16 protein-coding genes and 2 tRNA genes are annotated in these 16,941 nt (G+C 72.2%); 3 read left to right on the top strand and 15 right to left on the bottom strand.

All coding sequences use genetic code 11. The features are described from left to right. Positions 1 to 61 precede the first annotated feature (61 nt). The 6 genes from LCD35_RS08085 to LCD35_RS08060 form a co-directional block, all read right to left on the bottom strand. The gene (locus LCD35_RS08085) at positions 62 to 571 is read right to left on the bottom strand and encodes a DUF4232 domain-containing protein (RefSeq protein WP_224968985.1); all 510 of its coding nucleotides are present in this window, start codon (positions 569 to 571) and stop codon (positions 62 to 64) included. 252 nt (positions 572 to 823) lie between these two features. After that, a complete protein-coding gene (locus tag LCD35_RS08080) occupies positions 824 to 2,713 on the bottom strand; it encodes a S9 family peptidase (protein WP_224963172.1) in 1,890 nt (629 codons plus the stop codon). A 178-nt stretch (positions 2,714 to 2,891) separates the two neighbouring features. Next, positions 2,892 to 3,218: a hypothetical protein gene (locus tag LCD35_RS08075; protein WP_225043974.1), complete on the bottom strand. Its 327-nt coding sequence runs from the start codon at positions 3,216 to 3,218 to the stop codon at positions 2,892 to 2,894. A gap of 283 nt (positions 3,219 to 3,501) precedes the next feature. Beyond that, positions 3,502 to 4,662 (bottom strand): helix-turn-helix transcriptional regulator, encoded by a 1,161-nt coding sequence (locus tag LCD35_RS08070; RefSeq protein WP_224961773.1) that lies wholly within the window; start codon positions 4,660 to 4,662, stop codon positions 3,502 to 3,504. Positions 4,663 to 4,766: 104 nt separating this feature from the next. Further along, the gene (locus LCD35_RS08065; RefSeq protein WP_224961775.1) at positions 4,767 to 5,168 is read right to left on the bottom strand and encodes a VOC family protein; all 402 of its coding nucleotides are present in this window, start codon (positions 5,166 to 5,168) and stop codon (positions 4,767 to 4,769) included. Positions 5,169 to 5,360: 192 nt separating this feature from the next. Continuing rightward, entirely contained in the window at positions 5,361 to 5,798 is a 438-nt protein-coding gene (locus tag LCD35_RS08060) for a hypothetical protein (RefSeq protein ID WP_224961777.1), read from the bottom strand. A gap of 394 nt (positions 5,799 to 6,192) precedes the next feature. On the opposite strand from LCD35_RS08060, the gene LCD35_RS08055 reads away from it, so the two are divergent. Next, entirely contained in the window at positions 6,193 to 6,855 is a 663-nt protein-coding gene (locus tag LCD35_RS08055; protein WP_224961779.1) for a hypothetical protein, read from the top strand. Between the two features lie 152 nt (positions 6,856 to 7,007). Here LCD35_RS08055 and LCD35_RS08050 read toward each other — a convergent pair. The 4 genes from LCD35_RS08050 to LCD35_RS08035 form a co-directional block, all read right to left on the bottom strand. Next, a tRNA-Arg gene (locus LCD35_RS08050) sits at positions 7,008 to 7,080 on the bottom strand. Positions 7,081 to 7,119: 39 nt separating this feature from the next. Next, a tRNA-Ser gene (locus LCD35_RS08045) sits at positions 7,120 to 7,209 on the bottom strand. An 80-nt stretch (positions 7,210 to 7,289) separates the two neighbouring features. Further along, positions 7,290 to 9,275, bottom strand: coding sequence for an acetoacetate--CoA ligase (locus tag LCD35_RS08040; RefSeq protein ID WP_225043973.1), 1,986 nt, complete (start codon positions 9,273 to 9,275; stop codon positions 7,290 to 7,292). 114 nt (positions 9,276 to 9,389) lie between these two features. Continuing rightward, complete coding sequence (locus tag LCD35_RS08035; RefSeq protein WP_224957173.1) at positions 9,390 to 10,094, bottom strand: dienelactone hydrolase family protein; 705 nt, start codon at positions 10,092 to 10,094, stop codon at positions 9,390 to 9,392. A gap of 466 nt (positions 10,095 to 10,560) precedes the next feature. Between LCD35_RS08035 and hisC the strand changes: the two genes are divergently transcribed. Together hisC and LCD35_RS08025 are read left to right on the top strand one after the other, a co-directional pair. Next, positions 10,561 to 11,619 (top strand): histidinol-phosphate transaminase, encoded by a 1,059-nt coding sequence (hisC, locus tag LCD35_RS08030; RefSeq protein WP_224957172.1) that lies wholly within the window; start codon positions 10,561 to 10,563, stop codon positions 11,617 to 11,619. Between the two features lie 67 nt (positions 11,620 to 11,686). After that, a complete protein-coding gene (locus LCD35_RS08025; RefSeq protein ID WP_224957171.1) occupies positions 11,687 to 12,430 on the top strand; it encodes a hypothetical protein in 744 nt (247 codons plus the stop codon). A 234-nt stretch (positions 12,431 to 12,664) separates the two neighbouring features. On the opposite strand, the gene LCD35_RS08020 is transcribed toward LCD35_RS08025, so the two are convergent. The 5 genes from LCD35_RS08020 to LCD35_RS08000 all read right to left on the bottom strand — a co-directional run bounded on the left by LCD35_RS08020 (position 12,665) and on the right by LCD35_RS08000 (position 16,576). Continuing rightward, positions 12,665 to 13,435 (bottom strand): hypothetical protein, encoded by a 771-nt coding sequence (locus tag LCD35_RS08020; protein ID WP_224957170.1) that lies wholly within the window; start codon positions 13,433 to 13,435, stop codon positions 12,665 to 12,667. Between the two features lie 88 nt (positions 13,436 to 13,523). Further along, positions 13,524 to 14,054, bottom strand: a complete 531-nt coding sequence (locus LCD35_RS08015; protein WP_224957168.1) for a chaplin family protein — start codon at positions 14,052 to 14,054, stop codon at positions 13,524 to 13,526. Between the two features lie 144 nt (positions 14,055 to 14,198). Then, positions 14,199 to 15,047 (bottom strand): L,D-transpeptidase, encoded by an 849-nt coding sequence (locus tag LCD35_RS08010; RefSeq protein WP_224957167.1) that lies wholly within the window; start codon positions 15,045 to 15,047, stop codon positions 14,199 to 14,201. A gap of 640 nt (positions 15,048 to 15,687) precedes the next feature. Further along, positions 15,688 to 15,927 carry a hypothetical protein gene (locus tag LCD35_RS08005; protein WP_224957166.1) on the bottom strand — a complete coding sequence of 80 codons (240 nt, stop codon included), beginning with the start codon at positions 15,925 to 15,927 and terminating at the stop codon, positions 15,688 to 15,690. A gap of 370 nt (positions 15,928 to 16,297) precedes the next feature. Beyond that, positions 16,298 to 16,576: a VanZ family protein gene (locus LCD35_RS08000; RefSeq protein WP_225043972.1), complete on the bottom strand. Its 279-nt coding sequence runs from the start codon at positions 16,574 to 16,576 to the stop codon at positions 16,298 to 16,300. Positions 16,577 to 16,941: the final 365 nt, after the last annotated feature.

Genomic DNA, 16,941 nt, shown 5'->3' with positions numbered 1-16,941 from the left:
CCCACATTTCTTCGGGCCGCGGGGGCTCGCTGATTTTAAAAACACACTCAGGGGGGGAGGGTCAGCCCTGCGCGACCGGGGTCGCCTGCAGCACGCCCTTGAGCTGCTCGCCACCGGGCCAGTCGGTGGCGACCCGGTCGTTCTCGAGGACCGAGGGCAGCGAGAACTCGACGCCGGTGGGCACCGCGGCGTGCGGCGCGGCGTCGGCGGCCTGGATCAGGTAGGAGTGCGCGGGCGAGGTCGCGGTCAGGTTGACCGGCTCGGCGGCGCTGTTCTCGGGGACGACGTCGACGCCCGGGATCGGCGCGCCGTTCTCGTTGAAGACCAGGCCGCGCGGGCCGCCCTGCAGCTTGCAGTTGACGTCCGGGTTCGTGGCCGCGTAGTCGATGCGGAACGCCTCGTGGCCGGCGGCGCCGCCCTGCTCCTTGACGACCGTGACGTTGACGTCGGCGGCGGTGCAGGCGGTGTCGCTCGGGTTGGCGGTCGCGGCCCCGGCGGAGAGGACGGAGATCCCGGCGACCGCCCCGGTGACGGCGGCGGCAGCGGCGATGCGGCGGATGTTCGCGAACATGGTGTTTCCTCCTCAGTGGTTCTTCTGCTCCTGAAGACGTGCCGGGCGCGCCGAGGATGCTCCGGGATGACACTGCTCATGCCGGAGCAACCTCGGGCCCGCCCGAACGTCGTCCGGAGGCGGGTGGGAGGAATGCCCCGTTCGTCCGCTCGATCCCGGGCGAGCGGGACGCAACGGCACCTGGTCCGTCCCCGGGCGCCGACGCACCCGGGGACGGACGCCTTCCGCGAGCACGTGCGGCGCTCGCTGTGATCAGGCCGCTCCGCTGCGGCCGCCGAGGTGCGCGGCGAAGAACCGCTCGATGGCCCGGTGCAGCTCGATCTGGTTCTCCGGGTTGAGGAACCCGTGCCCCTCGTCCTCCTTGACGAGGTACTCGACGTCGACACCGCGTGCCCGCAGCGCGGCGACGATGTTGTCCGATTCGGCCTGCACCACCCGCGCGTCGTTGGCGCCCTGGGCGACCAGCAGCGGCGTGCGGATCCGGTCGACGCGGGTGATGGGGGAGCGGGCGAGCATGTCGGCGCGCTGCTCGGGCACGTCCGGGTCGCCCGCGTACCGGTACCAGTTGCCGATCAGCCCGCGGCGGGCGAACGGCGGCAGCGTGCGGGTGAAGTTGACCAGGTCGGAGATGCCCACGTAGTCGACGGCGGCGGCGAACTTGTCGGGCGTGAAGGTGACGCCGACCAGCGCCGCGTACCCGCCGTAGGAGCCGCCGGAGATCGCGAGGCGCTCGGGGTCGGCGTAGCCCTGCTCGACGGCCCAGTCGGCGGCGTCGATGAGGTCGTCGTGCATGGCCCCGGCGAGCTCGCCGATGGCGGATTCCAGGTGCCGCTTGCCGTACCCGGTGGAGCCGCGGAAGTTCACCTGCAGCACCGCGTACCCGCGGTTCGCCAGCAGCTGCACCTCGGGCGAGTAGCCCCACGAATCCCGGTACCACGGCCCGCCGTGCACCAGCAGCACCAGCGGCAGCCCGCGCGGTTCCACGCCGACCGGCAAGGTCAGGTACGAGGGCAGCGGGAGCCCGTCGCGGGCGGGGATCGTCACCGGCGTCATCGGCGCCAGCGATTCGGGGTCGAGGTGCGGGTACGACCGGAACAGCAGCCGGGATTCCCCGGTGGCGTGGTCGTAGAACCAGGTGGCGCCGGGGTCGCGGTCGTGGGTGAACGACACCACCCAGCGGCGTCCGGTGTCGTCCCGGGAGATCCCGGCCAGGTCACCGTCGGAGAGCGCGGCCAGCTTCGCCAGCACTTCGGCGAACTCGTCGTCCAGCGCCCGGATCTCCTGCCGCTCGCCGAGGTAGCGCACCCCGAGCAGCCGCCCGCTCGCCCGGTCCCGGATCAGCGGGGAGGACTGCTGCACGACGATGCGCCGGTCCCCGTCGAGGTCCAGCTCCGGGTGCGAGTCCACTTCGGACTCCTCGCCGGTGGTCAGGTCGAACCGGGCCAGCAGGGCGCGGTCCCCGTCGCGGTACGAGCCCAGCCACACCCCGGTGCCGTCCGCGTCGAGCTCGAACGGGTTGATGCCCAGCGGATGGCCGTCGCCGGTGAAGGTCGCGATCGGGGTCAGCTCGCCGGTCGCGGGGTCGTGGCGGGACAGCTCCAGGTCGCCGTCCTCGGTGATGCTGCGGGCGTAGATCTCCGCACCGGGCAGCCAATCCAGCACGGTGCCGGGGTTCTCGGCGAGCACGGTCGACTCGCCGGTGCTGATGTCGATCTCCACCAGGTCGAACCGGTCGAGCTCGCGGGCGTTGAGCTGCACCAGCACCTTGCCGGGCCGGTCCGGGCGCTGCTGCCCGATCGAGGTCCGGACCCCGGGCGGGTAGGGAGTGAGGTCGACCGCGGGCGCGTCCGGGTCGTCCAGGTCCACGCGGAACAGGTGCCAGTCCTCGTTGCCGCCCGCGTCCTGCACGTACAGCAGCCAGCGCGGGTCGTCGGTCCAGTGGTAGCCGGTGACGCTGCGCGTCTCGTCCGCGGTGACGCACCGCGCCTCGGCGTCGTCCTCGACCCCCCGCACCCACACGTTGAGCCGGTTCTTCCACGGCGCCAGGTAGGCGATCCGCGTGCCGTCCGGGGAGATCGAGGCGCCGGCGCGCTCGGGCGAGTCGAAGAACGCTTCCACCGGCAGGATGTCGGGCAGGGCCATGTCGGATCTCTCCTCTCCGACGGCCCGGTCGGCCGCCGTGACCACAGTCGACCCCGTGCCGTCGCGGCATGCTCAAGCCGATTTCCCGTGACCCGAGCCACTCGTGCCGTCGCGAGAACGGATCTCCACCGACGTCCGACCGGATCGCGGCGTCGACGGAGCGCCCGGCCCGGGCCCGTCAGAGCGACCGCAGCCGGTCGCGCACCCGCTCCAGCAAGGGCAGGTCCCGATCCGCCTCGATCCGCCCGCTCCTGGCCAGGCGCCGGTCCAACGCCGCTCCCGGTTCCCGCCGGGGCAGCGGTGGCCGGCAGTCCGGACCGCACGAGTGGTCGCGCCCCCAGCTCTCGATCAGCACCGCGACGCAGTCCGCGCACCCCGAGCGCGCCCGGCCGCCGGTGGCGCGGTCCACACCGATCCCGCAGAACGCGGATCCACCCCTCGCGTCCCGGACGTGCACCCGCCCGTCCGCGTCGGTCCAGGTCCCGGCGGGCCGCAGCGGCCTCATCGGAACGCCGTTCCCGTGAGTCCGGTGGCGGGACCGGTGCTGGTCGGGGTGTGCACCGGTCCCGCCGGAACCCCACCCGGGCCGCGGCCGGGGATCCGCGGTCGTCCTCGGGTGGGGTGGTCGCGGCGCGCACCGAGCACCCGGGTTCCGAGCGCGGAGCGGAACCGGCGGACGAGGTGCGGCGGCATTCGCGACATACCCCGACCGTCGGCGCCCGATCGCCGCAGGTTGATGTTGATGCGTGGCCTGCGCATGCGCGTCCGCTCATGCGCATGGCACGCGATCAGCGGTGGAGCATGTCCTGGTAGGACGCTTGGAGTTCTGGAGCGGCCGGGGACCGGGCGGCGGTCACGGTGCTGACGACTTCGGCGATGCGCCACCAGTTCGACGGCGCGACCTGCCCGGTGTCGATCGCGGCGCGGGCCGCCGCGGCGGCCTCGTCCAGTCGCGACTTCTTCGCGCTGATCAGCGCCAGGTCCATCTGCGCGGCCGCGTACCGGCGAGCTCGCGGGTTGGGGCCGGTTCCGGTCGGCGCGAACATCTCGACGGCGCGGCGGGTGCTGCGCTCGGCCTCGTCGTCGCCGAGCCACGCCAAGGTGGTGGCGGTGAACGAGTCGGTCTTCGCGGGATCGAACCGGTAGTGGTGTTCCGCCTGCACCGGGACTCCTTTGCGAGCGGAGAGGACGTGCGCGGATTCCAGGTGCCGGTAGGTCGCGTCCGCGGCGCCGAGGCGGGCTTGGACGCGGGCGAGCTGCACGGTCGCCTGGATCTCCGCCGACCCGCCGGCCGGGGCGTGCTCCAGCGCCGCGGTGGCCAGCCGCAGCGCCGTGCGGAAGTCGCCGGTGTTGAGCACACGCCACGCATCGGTTTCGAAGCACCAGGCCAGCGCCTCGTCGTCCCCGGCGTGCCGGGCGAGGGCCGCGGAGCTGCGCAGCCACGCGGAGGCGCGCGCGTGCTCGTTGAGGTCGATGTGCAACGTGGCCCGCAGCAGCGCCAGCCAACCGCCGAGGCCCACCAACCGCCGATGTTCGGCGAGCGTCTTCCGCGACGCGTCGAGGAGCCCCTGCACGTGGTCCAGGTGCTCGGCGACCTGCGGCAGCAGCACGGCCGGATCCTCGGCGCAGTAGTCGGTGGCGGCGGTGTCGAACGCGGCTTCCAGCAGGTCGAGGACGTCCCCGCCGAGGTCGGAAGCTCCGGCTCGCCGAACCAGTTCGAGCGCCTGCGCGTTCCCGTCGTCGCCGCCGCCGGTGGTGCGCGCCAACCGACCGCCTGCGGCGAGGAGCTGTTCCAAGGCGTGGACCACCTGGTCGTCCGGGTGCTGCCGGTCGCTCTCGTACCGCGAGATGTCGCTCTGCCCCAGGTGGACCTGCTGCGCCAGTTGCAGCTGCGTCAGCCCCGCGGCGCGGCGGAGGCGCCGCAGCGCCTGCCCGAAGCTCTCAGCCATCGTTCGCCCCTTCCTCGCCGGGCGGCCCGGCGAGCGGCCCACCTTGCCACCCGTGCGCCCGATCCTCGGCGGACTCGGCCGGGCGAGATCGACTCCGCAGCTGATCAGTCGACCGCGACCGGCCCCAGCAGGTCCCAGCGGTTTCCCGCGATGTCCAGGAAGACCGCCACGCGGCCGTAGGGTTCGCTGCGCGGGGGCCGCACGAATTCGACCCCTGCCGCCCGCAGCCGCGCGAGGGCGGCGTCGAAGTCGTCCACGCGCAGGAAGAACCCGACTCGACCGGCGGTCTGCTCGCCGACCGCGGCGGACTGCCGTTCGCCGTCCGCACGGGCCAGCAGGATTCCGGTCGCGGCACCGGGCGGCCGCACGACGACCCACCGCTTCGCCCGGCCGTCGCCGGTGGTCGCGGGCGAGTCCTCGACGAGCCCGAATCCCAAGGTGCCGGTGAAGAACTCGATCGCCGGGTCGTAGTCGTCGACGACGATCGTCACGAGGTCCAGGTGCACGGCGTCCTCCTGAGCGGATCGCCGACCAGCTTCGCGCACGGCAGGACCCTTCCGCAACGGCCCCGGACAGCAGGAAACCCCCTGTGGGGAGGGGGTTTCCTTCGGCTCGGCCGGACCGTCGGCGCACTGGTGCCGAAGCCGTGGATCGGCGCGGACCACGGCACCGGCCCGGCCTGCGCGCGGGGCGGCCGATCAGCCGGCGGGCGTGGTCGTGCACTCCACCGTCGGCTCGGCCTCGGTGCCGGAGGCGACGCAGTCGACGCCCTCGCCGTCCTCGGGGATCGGGTAGCTGAACACGATCGGCCCGTCCGCCTCGTCACCGACGGAGAACTTCAGGACGGTCGGCTGCCACGATTCGCTGCCGTGCAGGGTCTTCGAGTAGTACGTGGTGCCGGGCTCGACGGTGGTGCCGAAGCCTTCACCGTCGTCGGTGAGCTCGCGGACGTGCAGCCGGTAGTCCCCGGCGGTGTACTTGCCCTCGCCCTCGTGTCCCGGTTCGGCGTGGTGCGAGTTCTGGACCTGGGAGGGGACCTGTTCCAGGTTCACGGCCGCGGCGATACCCCCGCCGACCACCAGCACCGCACCGGCCACGAGGCCGGAGACCACGACGTTCTTGGCATTGATCCGCATTACGGCTCCTCGCATTTCATCCGGCCCGAGCACCGTCGCGGCGGTGTCGGAATTCCGATCACCAAGCCTGGCGCGGCGCGCGATCGGCCACCTCGGCCGAGAGGCCGGTTCGAAACGCGGAAAACCAGCCGATCGGCCGGGACGGCCTCTTCGGAGCCTTTCCGAAAAGCAGGGAAACCGTTGCGAACGGCGGTTTCCCGCTCGCCCGGAAGCGCATCCGAAAAGTTCCTGTCCGTCGATCGTCGGATTCGGCCGACGAAATACCTGCGGTACCGGTCCGCTTCCCGCAGCGTGCCGATGGTCCTTTCAGGTGATCCCAGCGGTAAACGGAGTAGTGGGGGCTCCGGTTGACGAAGATCGGCCCCTTCGTGCATCGAGGGACAAGGGGCGGGCGTTGCCGGAGGGCTTCTACACGGATCGACAAGGCCGGGTTCGGCCGATCAACGGCAAGAAGGGCCGCGGCGGATTCGTCGCCGCCGCCGGTGCGACCGCACTCGCGGTCACCGCCGTCGCCGGTGGCGGTGGGGCTACCGGCGGGGTGAGCTCCGTGGCGGGTGAGCAGGTCGCGGTCCGCGTCAGCAACGCGAAGCAGGCGGCGCGCAACGGGCAGTCCGACAAGGCCTGGCAACGGATGCGGCTGCGGGTCCGCGAGCAACGATCCCCGGATCATCAGCTGGACTGCATCGTGCATTCCTTCGGACAGGTGCAGGAGTTCTTCGTCGGGCACCCGTGCCGCTCCCTGACGAGGACCGTGATTCCGCTCGCCGACGAACAGGGCGGCACCGCGGTCGTGTCGATCGCCTGGGTGCGGACCGGCAGCACACGGGATGCGCGCGCGCTGAACCGGCTGGACCGCCGGGACGGGACCGGGGACATCAGGGCGCTGGGCAGCAGCGTCCTCGCCGCGCGGGGCGTGTCCTTCACCGGCGAGCACTACGAGTCCACCGCGAAGGGCACCCTGTTCGTGCGAGCGGAGGCGGCACCGATGAGCGGGAACCTCCCGCCGGCGCTCCTGGACGGGATGGCCGAGGTGGCGGTGCTGCTCCCGCGGCCGTAGCCGGGACGGGAGTCGGTGCCGACGTGCTCGACGGTGCGGTCGGTGGCAGAGCGATCAGGTCGGCGGGGAGGCCCGATCGCCATCACCCGACCCCGGACAGCAAGAAACCCCCTGCGACTAAGTAGGGGGTTTCCAGCTGTCTCGACCAGACGTGCGCCCGAAGGGATTCGAACCCCTAACCTTCTGATCCGTAGTCAGATGCTCTATCCGTTGAGCTACGGGCGCTTGTTCAGTTGTGGATCCCCGCCTGGGCGGGAACCCCTGCGGAGGCTCCGGGATTTGAACCCGGGAGGGGGCGTGACCCCCAACCGCATTAGCAGTGCGGCGCCATAGACCAGACTAGGCGAAGCCTCCCGGCAGTCCCTCTCGGCCACTGGGGAAAAGAGTACACGGCCCGTTCACGCCTTCGCGCAGGGGGGTCGGTCCGCGATCGCTCAGCCGTTCGCACCCGCTGCGAGCTGCACGAACGGGTCGAGGGCCGCCGGATTGCGCAGGGCGTCGCGGCTGACTGCGCGTTCCGGGTCGCCGCCGGCGAGGATCTTCTTCACCGGAACCTCCAGCTTCTTGCCGTTGAGCGTCTGCGGGACCTCGTCCACGAGCAGGAACCGGTTCGGCACGTGCCGCGGGGACAGCTCGTCGCGCAGCCGCCGCTTCAGCTCGCCTTCGACGTCCGCCAGCCGGGCACCCTCGGCGAGCACCAGGAAGCAGAGCAACTCCCCTTCGCCGCCGGCGCCGGAGGTGTCGATGACGAGCGAGTCGGCGACCTCCTCGAAGGCTTCCACGACGCGGTAGAACTCGGCGGTGCCCATCCGGATGCCGCCGCGGTTGAGCGTGGAGTCGCTGCGGCCGTGGATGACCAGGCTGCCGCGGTCGGTGACCTCGATCCAGTCGCCGTGGCGCCACACGCCGGGGTAGGTGTCGAAGTAGGCCTCGCGCAGCCGCGACCCGTCGGGGTCGTTCCAGAAGAACACCGGCATCGTCGGCATCGGCTTGGTGAGCACCAGTTCGCCGACCTCGCCGCGCAGCTCCGCACCGTCCTCCGAGTACGACCGCACCGCGGCCCCGAGCAGCGCGCAGGAGATCTCGCCGAGCCACACCGGCACGTCCGGCGCCGCACCCACGATCGCGGTGCACAGGTCCGTCCCGCCGGAGACGCTGGCGATCTGCACGTCCGCGCCCACGTGCTCGGCGATCCAGCGGAACCCGTCGACGCTCAGCGGGGAACCGGTGGAGCCGACGGTGCGCAGCGCGCCGAGGTCGTGGTGCTCGGCGGGCCGCAGCTCCTTCTTCAGGCAGCTCTGCACGAACGGCGCCGAGGTGCCGAAGTAGGTGACCCGGTGCCGTTCCGCCAGGTCCCACAGCACGTCCAGCGACGGGTGCCCGGGGCTGCCGTCGAACAGCAGCAGCCGGGTGCCGGTGAGCAGGCCGCCGACGAGGAAGTTCCACATCATCCAGCCGGTGGTGGTGAACCACAGGAACGTGTCGCCGGGCCCGAGGTCGGCGTGCAGGCCGATCGCCTTGAGCTGCTCCAGCACCATGCCGCCGTGCCCGTGCACGATGCCCTTCGGCAGCCCGGTGGTGCCGGAGGAGTACAGCACCCACAGTGGGTGGTCGAACGGCACCGCGTCGAAGGCGAGCTCGGCGCCGCGGTGCCGGTCCAGCAGCGCCGCGAAGTCCTCGGTGCCGTCGAGCCCACCGGCTCCGACGTAGTCGACCAGCACCACCGACGCGCCGGGCAGCAGCCCGCGCAGCTCGTCCACGGTGGCGCGGATGTCGTAGGTGCGGCCGCCGTACGCGTAGCCGTCCACGGCGACCAGCACGGTCGGCTCGATCTGCACGAACCGGTCCGCGACCGCCCGCACCCCGAAGTCCGGCGAGCACGACGACCAGGTCGCGCCGAGGCTCGCCGCCGCCAGGAACGCGATCAGCGTCTCCGGGCAGTTCGGCGCCAACGCCGCCACCCGGTCACCGCGGCGCACGCCCAGCTCGACGAACGCGGCGCGCATCGCCGCGACCCGCGCGCGCAGCTCGCCGAACGTGAGCTGCGAGCCGGCCCCGTCCTCCCGGGCGAACACGACCGCCACGTCCTCGTCGGCCTTGCCGGGGCCGCCGCGCAGCGCGTGCTCGGCGTAGTTCAAGGTCGCGCCGGGGAACCACTTCGCGCCCGGCATCACCTCGGCGTCGAGCACCCGCTCGGCGCGCTCGTGGAAGGCCACGTCGAAGAAGTCCGCGATCGCGCCCCAGAAACCTTCGAGGTCCGACACCGACCAGTCCCACAGCGCCGGGTAGTCCGGCAGGTCGAGGCCGCGCTCGGTGCGCAGCCACTCGCGGAACTCGGCGAGGCGGGTGCCCGCCACCTGTTCCGCGGTGGGCCGCCACAGGACCTCGGGGTTTCGATCGGCGCCGGTGCTCGATGTCATGAGTGCTTCCTAACCCACGACCGGGCGTCGACGCCATAGCCGAACTGCTCGGTGCGCACCGCGAACAGGTTGTGCACATGCCTGTGGATGAGTTGTCCACAGGCTGTGTGCAACTCAGCGCAGGTGGGTGTCCAGCCAGTTCCGCGCGCGCTGCCACGCCTCCGCGGCCGCGTCCAGGTCCGTGTCGAAGCGGTGCTCGCTGCGGGCGAAGTGCACCAGGTCCGTCGCCACCGGGGCGGTCGCCGCGGCCTCGCGGAGCTTGTCCACCTCGTCCGCCGGGATGCGCTCGTCCAGCTCGCTGTAGATGCCCAGCCACGGGCCCGCCAGCTCCCCGGCGATCTCCACCAGCGCGGGCAACCCGTCCGACAGCGGGCTCAGGATGCCGCCCCCGCCGACCGTCACCGCCGCGCCCAGGCTGCGGCTCGCCGCCACCACCAGCGCGGCCGAACCGCCGATGTCGAACCCGATGACGCCCTGCCGGTCGCCCGGCACGCCCTGGTCGGTCAGCCACACGAACGCCGCGTCCGAATCCGCCAGGATCGACTCGCCCGATAGTCGCTGCACGTGGTCCCGCACGTGCTCCTCGGCGTGGTCGTCGGAGAACTCATCGGTGCCCTCGCGGTGGTACAGGTGCGGCGCCACGGTCAGCCAGCCTTCGTCGGCGAGGCTGCCCACCAGGGAACGCACCCGGTCGGTGACGCCGCGCGCCTCGTGCAGCACCACCAGTCCGCCGCGCACGACGTTCTCCGGCTCGGCGACGGTCATCCGGAGCTCGGTGCCGTCCGTGAGCGCGAGCGTCTCGGTCCGGGTTTCGGTCATGCCGTTCAGGTAATCAGGGATGGGTGAACAGCAGTCAACGTGATCATCCGGATGGCGGAGCCCGGTTGACACACCGTCGCCGTCGCCGCGTTCCCGCCGCCGCGCCGTCCGCTGATCTCCGCGCCCTCCCGGGCCGCGACAGGTGAGTGCGCCGCCACGTGCGGCAACGGGCCGGCAGAGATCCACCGCGGGCCGCGCGGAACGGCACCGCCGCGGGCCCGGCCCCCCCCCCCCCCGCGCCGGGGGTGTGTTCGGTGTTACACCCGATCGGCGCCAACCGGTCGCCGGGCGGGGTGGAGCCCCGCGGCGCCCGACCCTCCCGGGGTGCCGAACGGGAGCTCCCGCTCGGCCGCACGGATTCTGGGCCTCCCCGTCCAGCTCAGCGCCGCGTCACCGGTTCTACAGTGGTCGGGCGGTGCTCCCGGCGGCGAAGCGGGGGACGCCGCCCGAGCAGAGGGAGCCCCGCATGACCGTCCGCATCCGCCCCGACCTCGACCAGCTGCCCGCCTACGTCGCGGGCCGCACCGTCGCCGGATCGCTCAAGCTCGCCAGCAACGAGGTCTCCGCGGGTCCGCTGCCCGGCGTCGCCGAGGCCATCGCCCGCGCCGCCGCGGACGCGCACCGCTACCCCGACATCGGCGCCGCCCGCCTCACCGAAGCGCTCGCCGCCCACCTCGACGTCGATCCGGGCCGCATCGCCGTCGGCTGCGGCTCCGTCGCCCTGTGCGAGCAGCTCATCCAGATCACCTGCACCGCCGAGGACACCGTCGTCTACCCCTGGCGGTCCTTCGAGGCCTACCCGATCCTCAGCCGCATCGTCGGCGCCACCGAGGTGCAGGTGCCGCTGACCGCCGAGCACGCCGTCGACCTCGACGCGATGGCCGCCGCGATCACCCCGCGGACCCGGCTGGTGTTCGTCTGCTCCCCGAACAACCCGACCGGACCGGCGCTGCGCCGCGCCGAACTGGAGCGGTTCCTCGACTCGGTGCCCTCCGACGTGCTCGTCGTCTTCGACGAGGCGTACCGCGAGTTCGTCACCGACCCCGACGTGCCGGACGGCGTCGAACTCACCGCCCGCTACGACAACGTGCTCGCGCTGCGCACCTTCTCCAAGGCCTACGGGCTCGCCGGGCTCCGCGTCGGCTACGCCATCGGGCCTGCGCACGTCGCCGAAGCGCTGCGCAAGGTGTGCATCCCGTTCAGCATCAACGCCCTCGGCCAGGCCGCCGCGATCGCCTCGCTGGCCGCGCAGGACGAGATGCGGGCCCGCTGCGCCGCGATCACCGCCGAACGGGTGCGGGTGCGCGACGAGCTGATCGCCCTCGGCCACGCCGTCCCCGAGACGCAGGCGAACTTCGTCTGGCTGCCGCTGGGCGACCGGGCCGGCGAGTTCAACGAGCACTGCCTCGCCGAACGCGTCGTGGTGCGCGCCTTCGCCGGCTCCGGCGTGCGGATCACCATCGGCGACGCCGCGGAGAACGACCTGCTGCTCGGCGCCGCGAAGTCCTTCCCGCTGCACGGCTGACGAAGCTCGATCCACCGGCCCCCGCGTTGCTACCGTGCCCGGACAGCGCGCAGATCGGGGGCCGGTGATGGCGGCGGAACACGTTCCGGGTGGAGTGCGGGCGAGCTGGCTCGTGGTGGACGCCGAGACGGCGGAAGTCCTGCGGCGGCACGAAGAACGGCACCGCTTCCGCTCCGCGTCGCTGGTGAAACCGCTCATCGCGCTCGACCACCTGCGGCGCGGCGGCGAACCGTCCGCGGCCGACCGCGCGCTGCTGGAACCGATGCTGCGCTCCAGCGACGACGACGCGGCGAGCGAGCTGTGGGACCGCGGCGGCCGGGAGCGGATCGTGCACCGGACCGTCGCCGAGATCGGCCTCACCGGGACCGAACCGCCGCGCGATCCGGACATGTGGGGCTACGTGGTGCTCACCGCCGCCGACGTCGTGCTCTCGCTCCGGCACCTGCGGACCGCGGGAGCGGCGGGCGAGTTCGTGCTGGAGCAGCTGCGGCACTTCACCCGGCACGGCACCGACGGCTTCGATCAGACCTTCGGGCTCCCCGCGTCGGGAGCCGACGTGGACGCGCTCAAGCAGGGCTGGTCCGGGTTCGGCCTCGGTCCGAACGAGAAGCCCGCCGAGCCGGCGGCCGAGCGCCGCGCCATCCCGGACGAGCGGATCGACCTGGAACGCCCGGCGATGCACACCAGCGGCCTGGTGCGCCGCGGGGATCGGCTGCTCGTCGTCGCGGTGTGCACGCTGCACCCGGCCGGAACCGGGTGGGACACCGCGGCGGGAACGATCACCGAGCTGGTCCGCTCGATCCTCGACTGACCGCTCCTCCCGTCGCACCAGGGGGATCGACCGGTCCGCGAGAGCGGTGATGCCCGGCGGAGAGAGGGGGAGTACTCCGCCGGACATCCCGCGAGGTGTGACCGCCGGTCGGACCGGAACGGCCGCGGCGACCGCGCAGCCGAACCACACCGAGAGCGAATCTAGCCGCGCAGCCGGGAAAAACGCCGGGCGCAACAACCAAGATCGCACTTTCGAGTGGAAGATCCCGCCGGTTCAGCGCGCGGCCGGCCCGATCTCGTCCTGGGCGGGCGCGGCGGCCACGGCGCGGGGTTCGGCGCGGTCCTCGGCGGACTTCGCGGCGACCTCCTCCTCGCTGACCCGCTCGCCGCCGCGGCGGCGGAAGAACTGGAAGCCGGGGATGCCGACGATGGCCCGGCGCACGTCGTGGGTGACTTCGAGCAGCTCGTGGATCTCGGGGCCCACCTTGTCCAAGGTGCGCAGGATCGGCAGCACGTCGGAGAGCACGTGCTCGGTGAGCACCGGGAGTTCGTCGACCAGGCGGATCGCCGCGTCGACCTCCTTCTGCGAGAGCTCGTCGACGAACAGCTGCGCCATCGGGGCCGCTTTGCGCGCGACCGGCTCGTAGGCGGCGAGGAGTTCGTCGGCGACCGCCGCGGTCCGCTGCACGTCGCTGACGGTGCTCGCGGCGGTGGCGCTGACGGCGCCCGCGGACTCGACGATCGTCTGCGCCTCGGCGGAGATGGCGCCGGCCGCTTCGACGGTCCGTCCCGCCGCGGCGGCCACGACCTTGGCCTCGCGCAGGACCTCTTCGACCTCGTCGACGGTGCGGCTGGTGCGGGCGAGGATCTCCTCGGCCCCGTCGACGACGGTGTTCACCCTGGCCAGCAGGGCCTCGACGCCGTCCACCAAGCCCAGCACCCGAGCGGGAGCGGCGGCGACGGTGGTCGCGGACTCCACCGCCCGACCGACCGTGGAGCGGGCCATTCCGAGTACGTCGCCGGGAGTGGGGATGCGGATCAACATGTCACCACTGTGCACGTGCCCGCACCTCGTCGACCACGGTGCGGGTCGGAACGAGGTGCGGGCACGGTGCGAATCGGGACGAAACCGGTCAGCCGGTCACGGCGGCGTGGCCGGCCACCGCCACCGGGCTCGGCGCGGCGGGCAGCTCGGCCGGCGATACCTGCTCGGGGGCGCTCGGCGCGGGCGCCGGAGCGGGAGCCGGGCCGGGGCCGGGCTCGCCCGGGCCGGGGCCACCGGGGCCGGGCCAGTCGGGGCCGCCGCCGCCGCAGTCGTCGTCGCAGCCGCCGCAGTCGTCGTCGTCGCAGCCGCCGCCGTGGCCGGGCTTCTCCGGCTTCTCGTGCCCCGGCTTCTCGGGCTTCTCGTGGTCCGGCTTGTGCGACGGGTGGTCCCCGACCGGCGCGTTGGTGCAGTCACCGCTCTGCGGCGACAGGATGTTGACCACCGCACCGACGACCGCCACGTTGTTGCCGCACAGCTGGATCGGAACGAGGCTCACGTCGTTGTCGTTGCCGACGTTGATCCCGTCGTTGTCCGCGCTGTCGGCGAACGCCGGAGCGCCTGCGAGCAACAAACCAGCGGTCGCCGTGATGACACCGGCGAAGCGTGCTTTTTTGTGCACTGTCGCACTTCCTTCGTTTCGATTTCCGGGATTTCTGTGGTGGCCGGCTTTTCCCGTGGCCCGGTTCCGGCCGGCCGGTCGCGCCAGGACCTCGTTCGCCCTGCCGCCTTCCCGCCGCGTTCCGCTCCGCTGTTCGCGAGTGCTCTAGTGCAGCAGCACGAGTGTTCCCAGCGGGAGTGTGCTCAGCAGCCGTAATGCGTCCGGTGGCACTCGCACGCACCCGTCGCTGGCTGCCTCGCCGAACACGGCCGGATCCGGCCAGCCGTGCAGTGCGACCGTTCCCGGTCCGCCTCCGTAGCTGTTGAACGTTTCGGAATGCGTACCGAGCGGAAGGATGATGGGGCTGAACTTGGTGACCGTTTCCTCGATCGCGGCCATCAGGTAGGTCCGGCCGCGCGGGGTGGGGGAGTCGGAGGAACCGACGCCGACGGTCCAGCTGCCGACGTTCCGGTCGCCCTCCCACACCACGAGCCGACGCGCGTCGACGTCCACGTCGACGTGGTAAGGCGTGCGGGCCTGCGTGATCGGGGCGCCGTCGATGCGGATCCAGCCGGTGCTGCTGTTCGGCCGGGACGGCAGCAGGACCTGCCCCCAGCCGCCCTGCCGAGCGATCAGCGGCACCCAGGTCGGGTTGCCGAGCTGGGTGGCGGGCAGCCGCGCGAACGGGGCTCCGCCGGGGGCGTCGTGCACGGCCACGTCTTGCTCGACCCGCAGCACGACCCCGTCGGTCCCGACCTGCGGCGCGGGGTCGGCGGCGGCGCCGTCGAGGTCGCCGAAGGTGCTGGCCTCGGGGAGCCCGGTGAGGTCGACCCGGGCGGCTTGTCCGGCCGGTGCGGGGGCGGCGTGATCCGCGGCCGGAGCAGGTGGCAGCGCACCGCCCCCGCAACCGGTGAGCAACGCCGCGAGGCCACCGGCGAGCAGCGAGGATCGCGCGCGGCCGAGCGCCCGGCGGCGTGCCGGGGCGCTCGGGGCGGATCGCGTTCGCGCAGTCATGGCTCGTCCTCGGTTCCTGGCCCGGCGATGCCGGGTGCGGCGATGCGGTGAGGGAATGCCGAAAGGCATTCGGGAGGTTTCTTGCCGATCGGGGAGGCGCCGGATCGCCGGTACCGCCGATCAGGTGCCGGGCGGACGCTAACCCACCGCGTGGATCGCTCCAAACGGAAAGGTACGCGCGTGCGTGGCAGTGCCGTCCCGCGGAATTCGTTGCTGAGCAGCGAAAACCGGCGTTTCCGGTGGATCTGTCGGAAACGCCGAGAATCGGTTGCCCCACCATCGGGTAGATAAGTTCACTACTTCGAGTGACCCGTTTCGAGGGATTCGCGTGGTGCCGAACTGCCGCCGGACGAGCTCGAACGGCGAGTACCCGGTCCGGCTCGTGATCAGCGTCCTCCCGTATCCGCCGGACCGCCACCGCACGAGGGCGCGCGGTTCCAACCCCGAGGTGCCGCCCGCCGCGGGATCGCGGTGCGGCGGCGACCACGATCTTCCGCCGGGCCGCCGGGCGCGGTGCGGGCGCGAGTCGGTTCTGCCGGGCCCGTACCGCTGTCTCCTCCGGCGCGGAATCGTGGCCGTGGAACGCAACGATCCCCGTCCGGAAGACGGGGATCGTTGCTGTGCGGCGGGGGGAACGGGGTCAGTCCACCCAGGGGCCGTGCTGGACCTCGACCTGGCTCGGGCCTTCGGGGTCCGACTCGTGGACCGGCTTGCAGTAGATGGCGTAGTAGTCGTCGGGGGTGTTGGGGTCGTTCTTCATCTGCTTGACCTTGTCCAGGCAGGCGTCCCCGGTGGGGTAGACCGTCGGAAGGGTCTCCAGCTGCTCGGGTCCCGCGGATGCCGCGCCGGTTCCCAGCAGGGAAACGCCTGCACCGGCCACGCAGAGAGCCGCTGTCGCCAGAGCCTTGCCGAATCGCATATGAACTCCTCTTCGAGGTAAGGGTGGGGAGCGAACGCGTCGCTGGAACCGACGCTATTCGCGGGGGAGCGCGCCGGGGCCCGATCAGCCGCGCAGTCCGGGTAACCCCTCGGCGGCCGTCCGAGGCGCCACCGCGGGTGACGGGGAGTACGAGCCGCGCCGATGCCCGGAATGCCGCACACGGGACGAATCCCGGAACGCTGAAGACCTGCTCAGGTGCGGCAGCGGAGCATTCGAGATCACCGGTCCGCCTCGGACGCGCTCGCATTCGCACCGTGCCGTTCCACGGCCGGAGGTGCCGATTCCGCGGTCCGGCCGGGGAATCGCGAGATCAGCGTTGCCGCGACCGCGGCGGCCACCGCGGCACCGACGGAATTGTTGAGGAAGTCCTGCGTCTCGCACACCCCTCGGTTCGTGCCACCTGCAGCAACTCGATCGCCGCGCTGAGCCCGATCGCCGAAACGAGCACCACCAGCGGCTTGCGCGTGGCGAGGACGGCGAAGAACACCAGCGGCACGAACAGCAGCACGTTCGACAACTCGTTGCCGCCGGCCATCGAGAATCCGTTCAGCTGGCAGAACGGTTCCTCGACCACCCGCACTCCGGGCATCGACGCGTAGTCCGGCCGGGTGCGGGAGAGGGTCGCGCCAGCACCACGCCGAGGCTGGCCCCGGCGAGCACCGACGGCACCGGACGCCATCCCCACCGGCGCGCCGCCATCAGTCCCGCGGTGCTCAGCAACGCGAGCCCCACCAGCGTTCCGATGAGGATGAGCGGGTTGGACAACGCGCCCACGACGGACCAGAAAACCGAATTCACTCCGTACAGCACAACGGCATCTCCCATTCGGGGTCGACTGCATGCCCGAGTGAAATTAGCGGCGGAATAAGACGATCCGGATCAGCCGCGAAGCCGGTGGTCCCGGGCCGAACGGCCGATTCAGCGGCACCGCGGCCCGCCGATCGGCCAGTGCGG

The organism is Saccharopolyspora sp. 6V, assembly GCF_020176785.1.
Classification (GTDB): domain Bacteria; phylum Actinomycetota; class Actinomycetes; order Mycobacteriales; family Pseudonocardiaceae; genus Saccharopolyspora_C; species Saccharopolyspora_C gregorii.
The sequence above is the reverse complement of the archived record's forward strand: the minus strand, read 5'-3'. Positions and strand labels throughout refer to the sequence as shown.

Coding starts and splice junctions, on each gene's coding strand:
- LCD35_RS08085 (WP_224968985.1), bottom strand. CDS start 571: ATGTTCGCGAACATCCGCCGCATCGCCGCTGCCGCCGCCGTCACCGGG.
- LCD35_RS08080 (WP_224963172.1), bottom strand. CDS start 2,713: ATGGCCCTGCCCGACATCCTGCCGGTGGAAGCGTTCTTCGACTCGCCC.
- LCD35_RS08075 (WP_225043974.1), bottom strand. CDS start 3,218: ATGAGGCCGCTGCGGCCCGCCGGGACCTGGACCGACGCGGACGGGCGG.
- LCD35_RS08070 (WP_224961773.1), bottom strand. CDS start 4,662: ATGGCTGAGAGCTTCGGGCAGGCGCTGCGGCGCCTCCGCCGCGCCGCG.
- LCD35_RS08060 (WP_224961777.1), bottom strand. CDS start 5,798: ATGCGGATCAATGCCAAGAACGTCGTGGTCTCCGGCCTCGTGGCCGGT.
- LCD35_RS08040 (WP_225043973.1), bottom strand. CDS start 9,275: ATGACATCGAGCACCGGCGCCGATCGAAACCCCGAGGTCCTGTGGCGG.
- LCD35_RS08035 (WP_224957173.1), bottom strand. CDS start 10,094: ATGACCGAAACCCGGACCGAGACGCTCGCGCTCACGGACGGCACCGAG.
- hisC (WP_224957172.1), top strand. CDS start 10,561: ATGACCGTCCGCATCCGCCCCGACCTCGACCAGCTGCCCGCCTACGTC.
- LCD35_RS08025 (WP_224957171.1), top strand. CDS start 11,687: ATGGCGGCGGAACACGTTCCGGGTGGAGTGCGGGCGAGCTGGCTCGTG.
- LCD35_RS08020 (WP_224957170.1), bottom strand. CDS start 13,435: ATGTTGATCCGCATCCCCACTCCCGGCGACGTACTCGGAATGGCCCGC.
- LCD35_RS08010 (WP_224957167.1), bottom strand. CDS start 15,047: ATGACTGCGCGAACGCGATCCGCCCCGAGCGCCCCGGCACGCCGCCGG.
- LCD35_RS08000 (WP_225043972.1), bottom strand. CDS start 16,576: ATGCCCGGAGTGCGGGTGGTCGAGGAACCGTTCTGCCAGCTGAACGGA.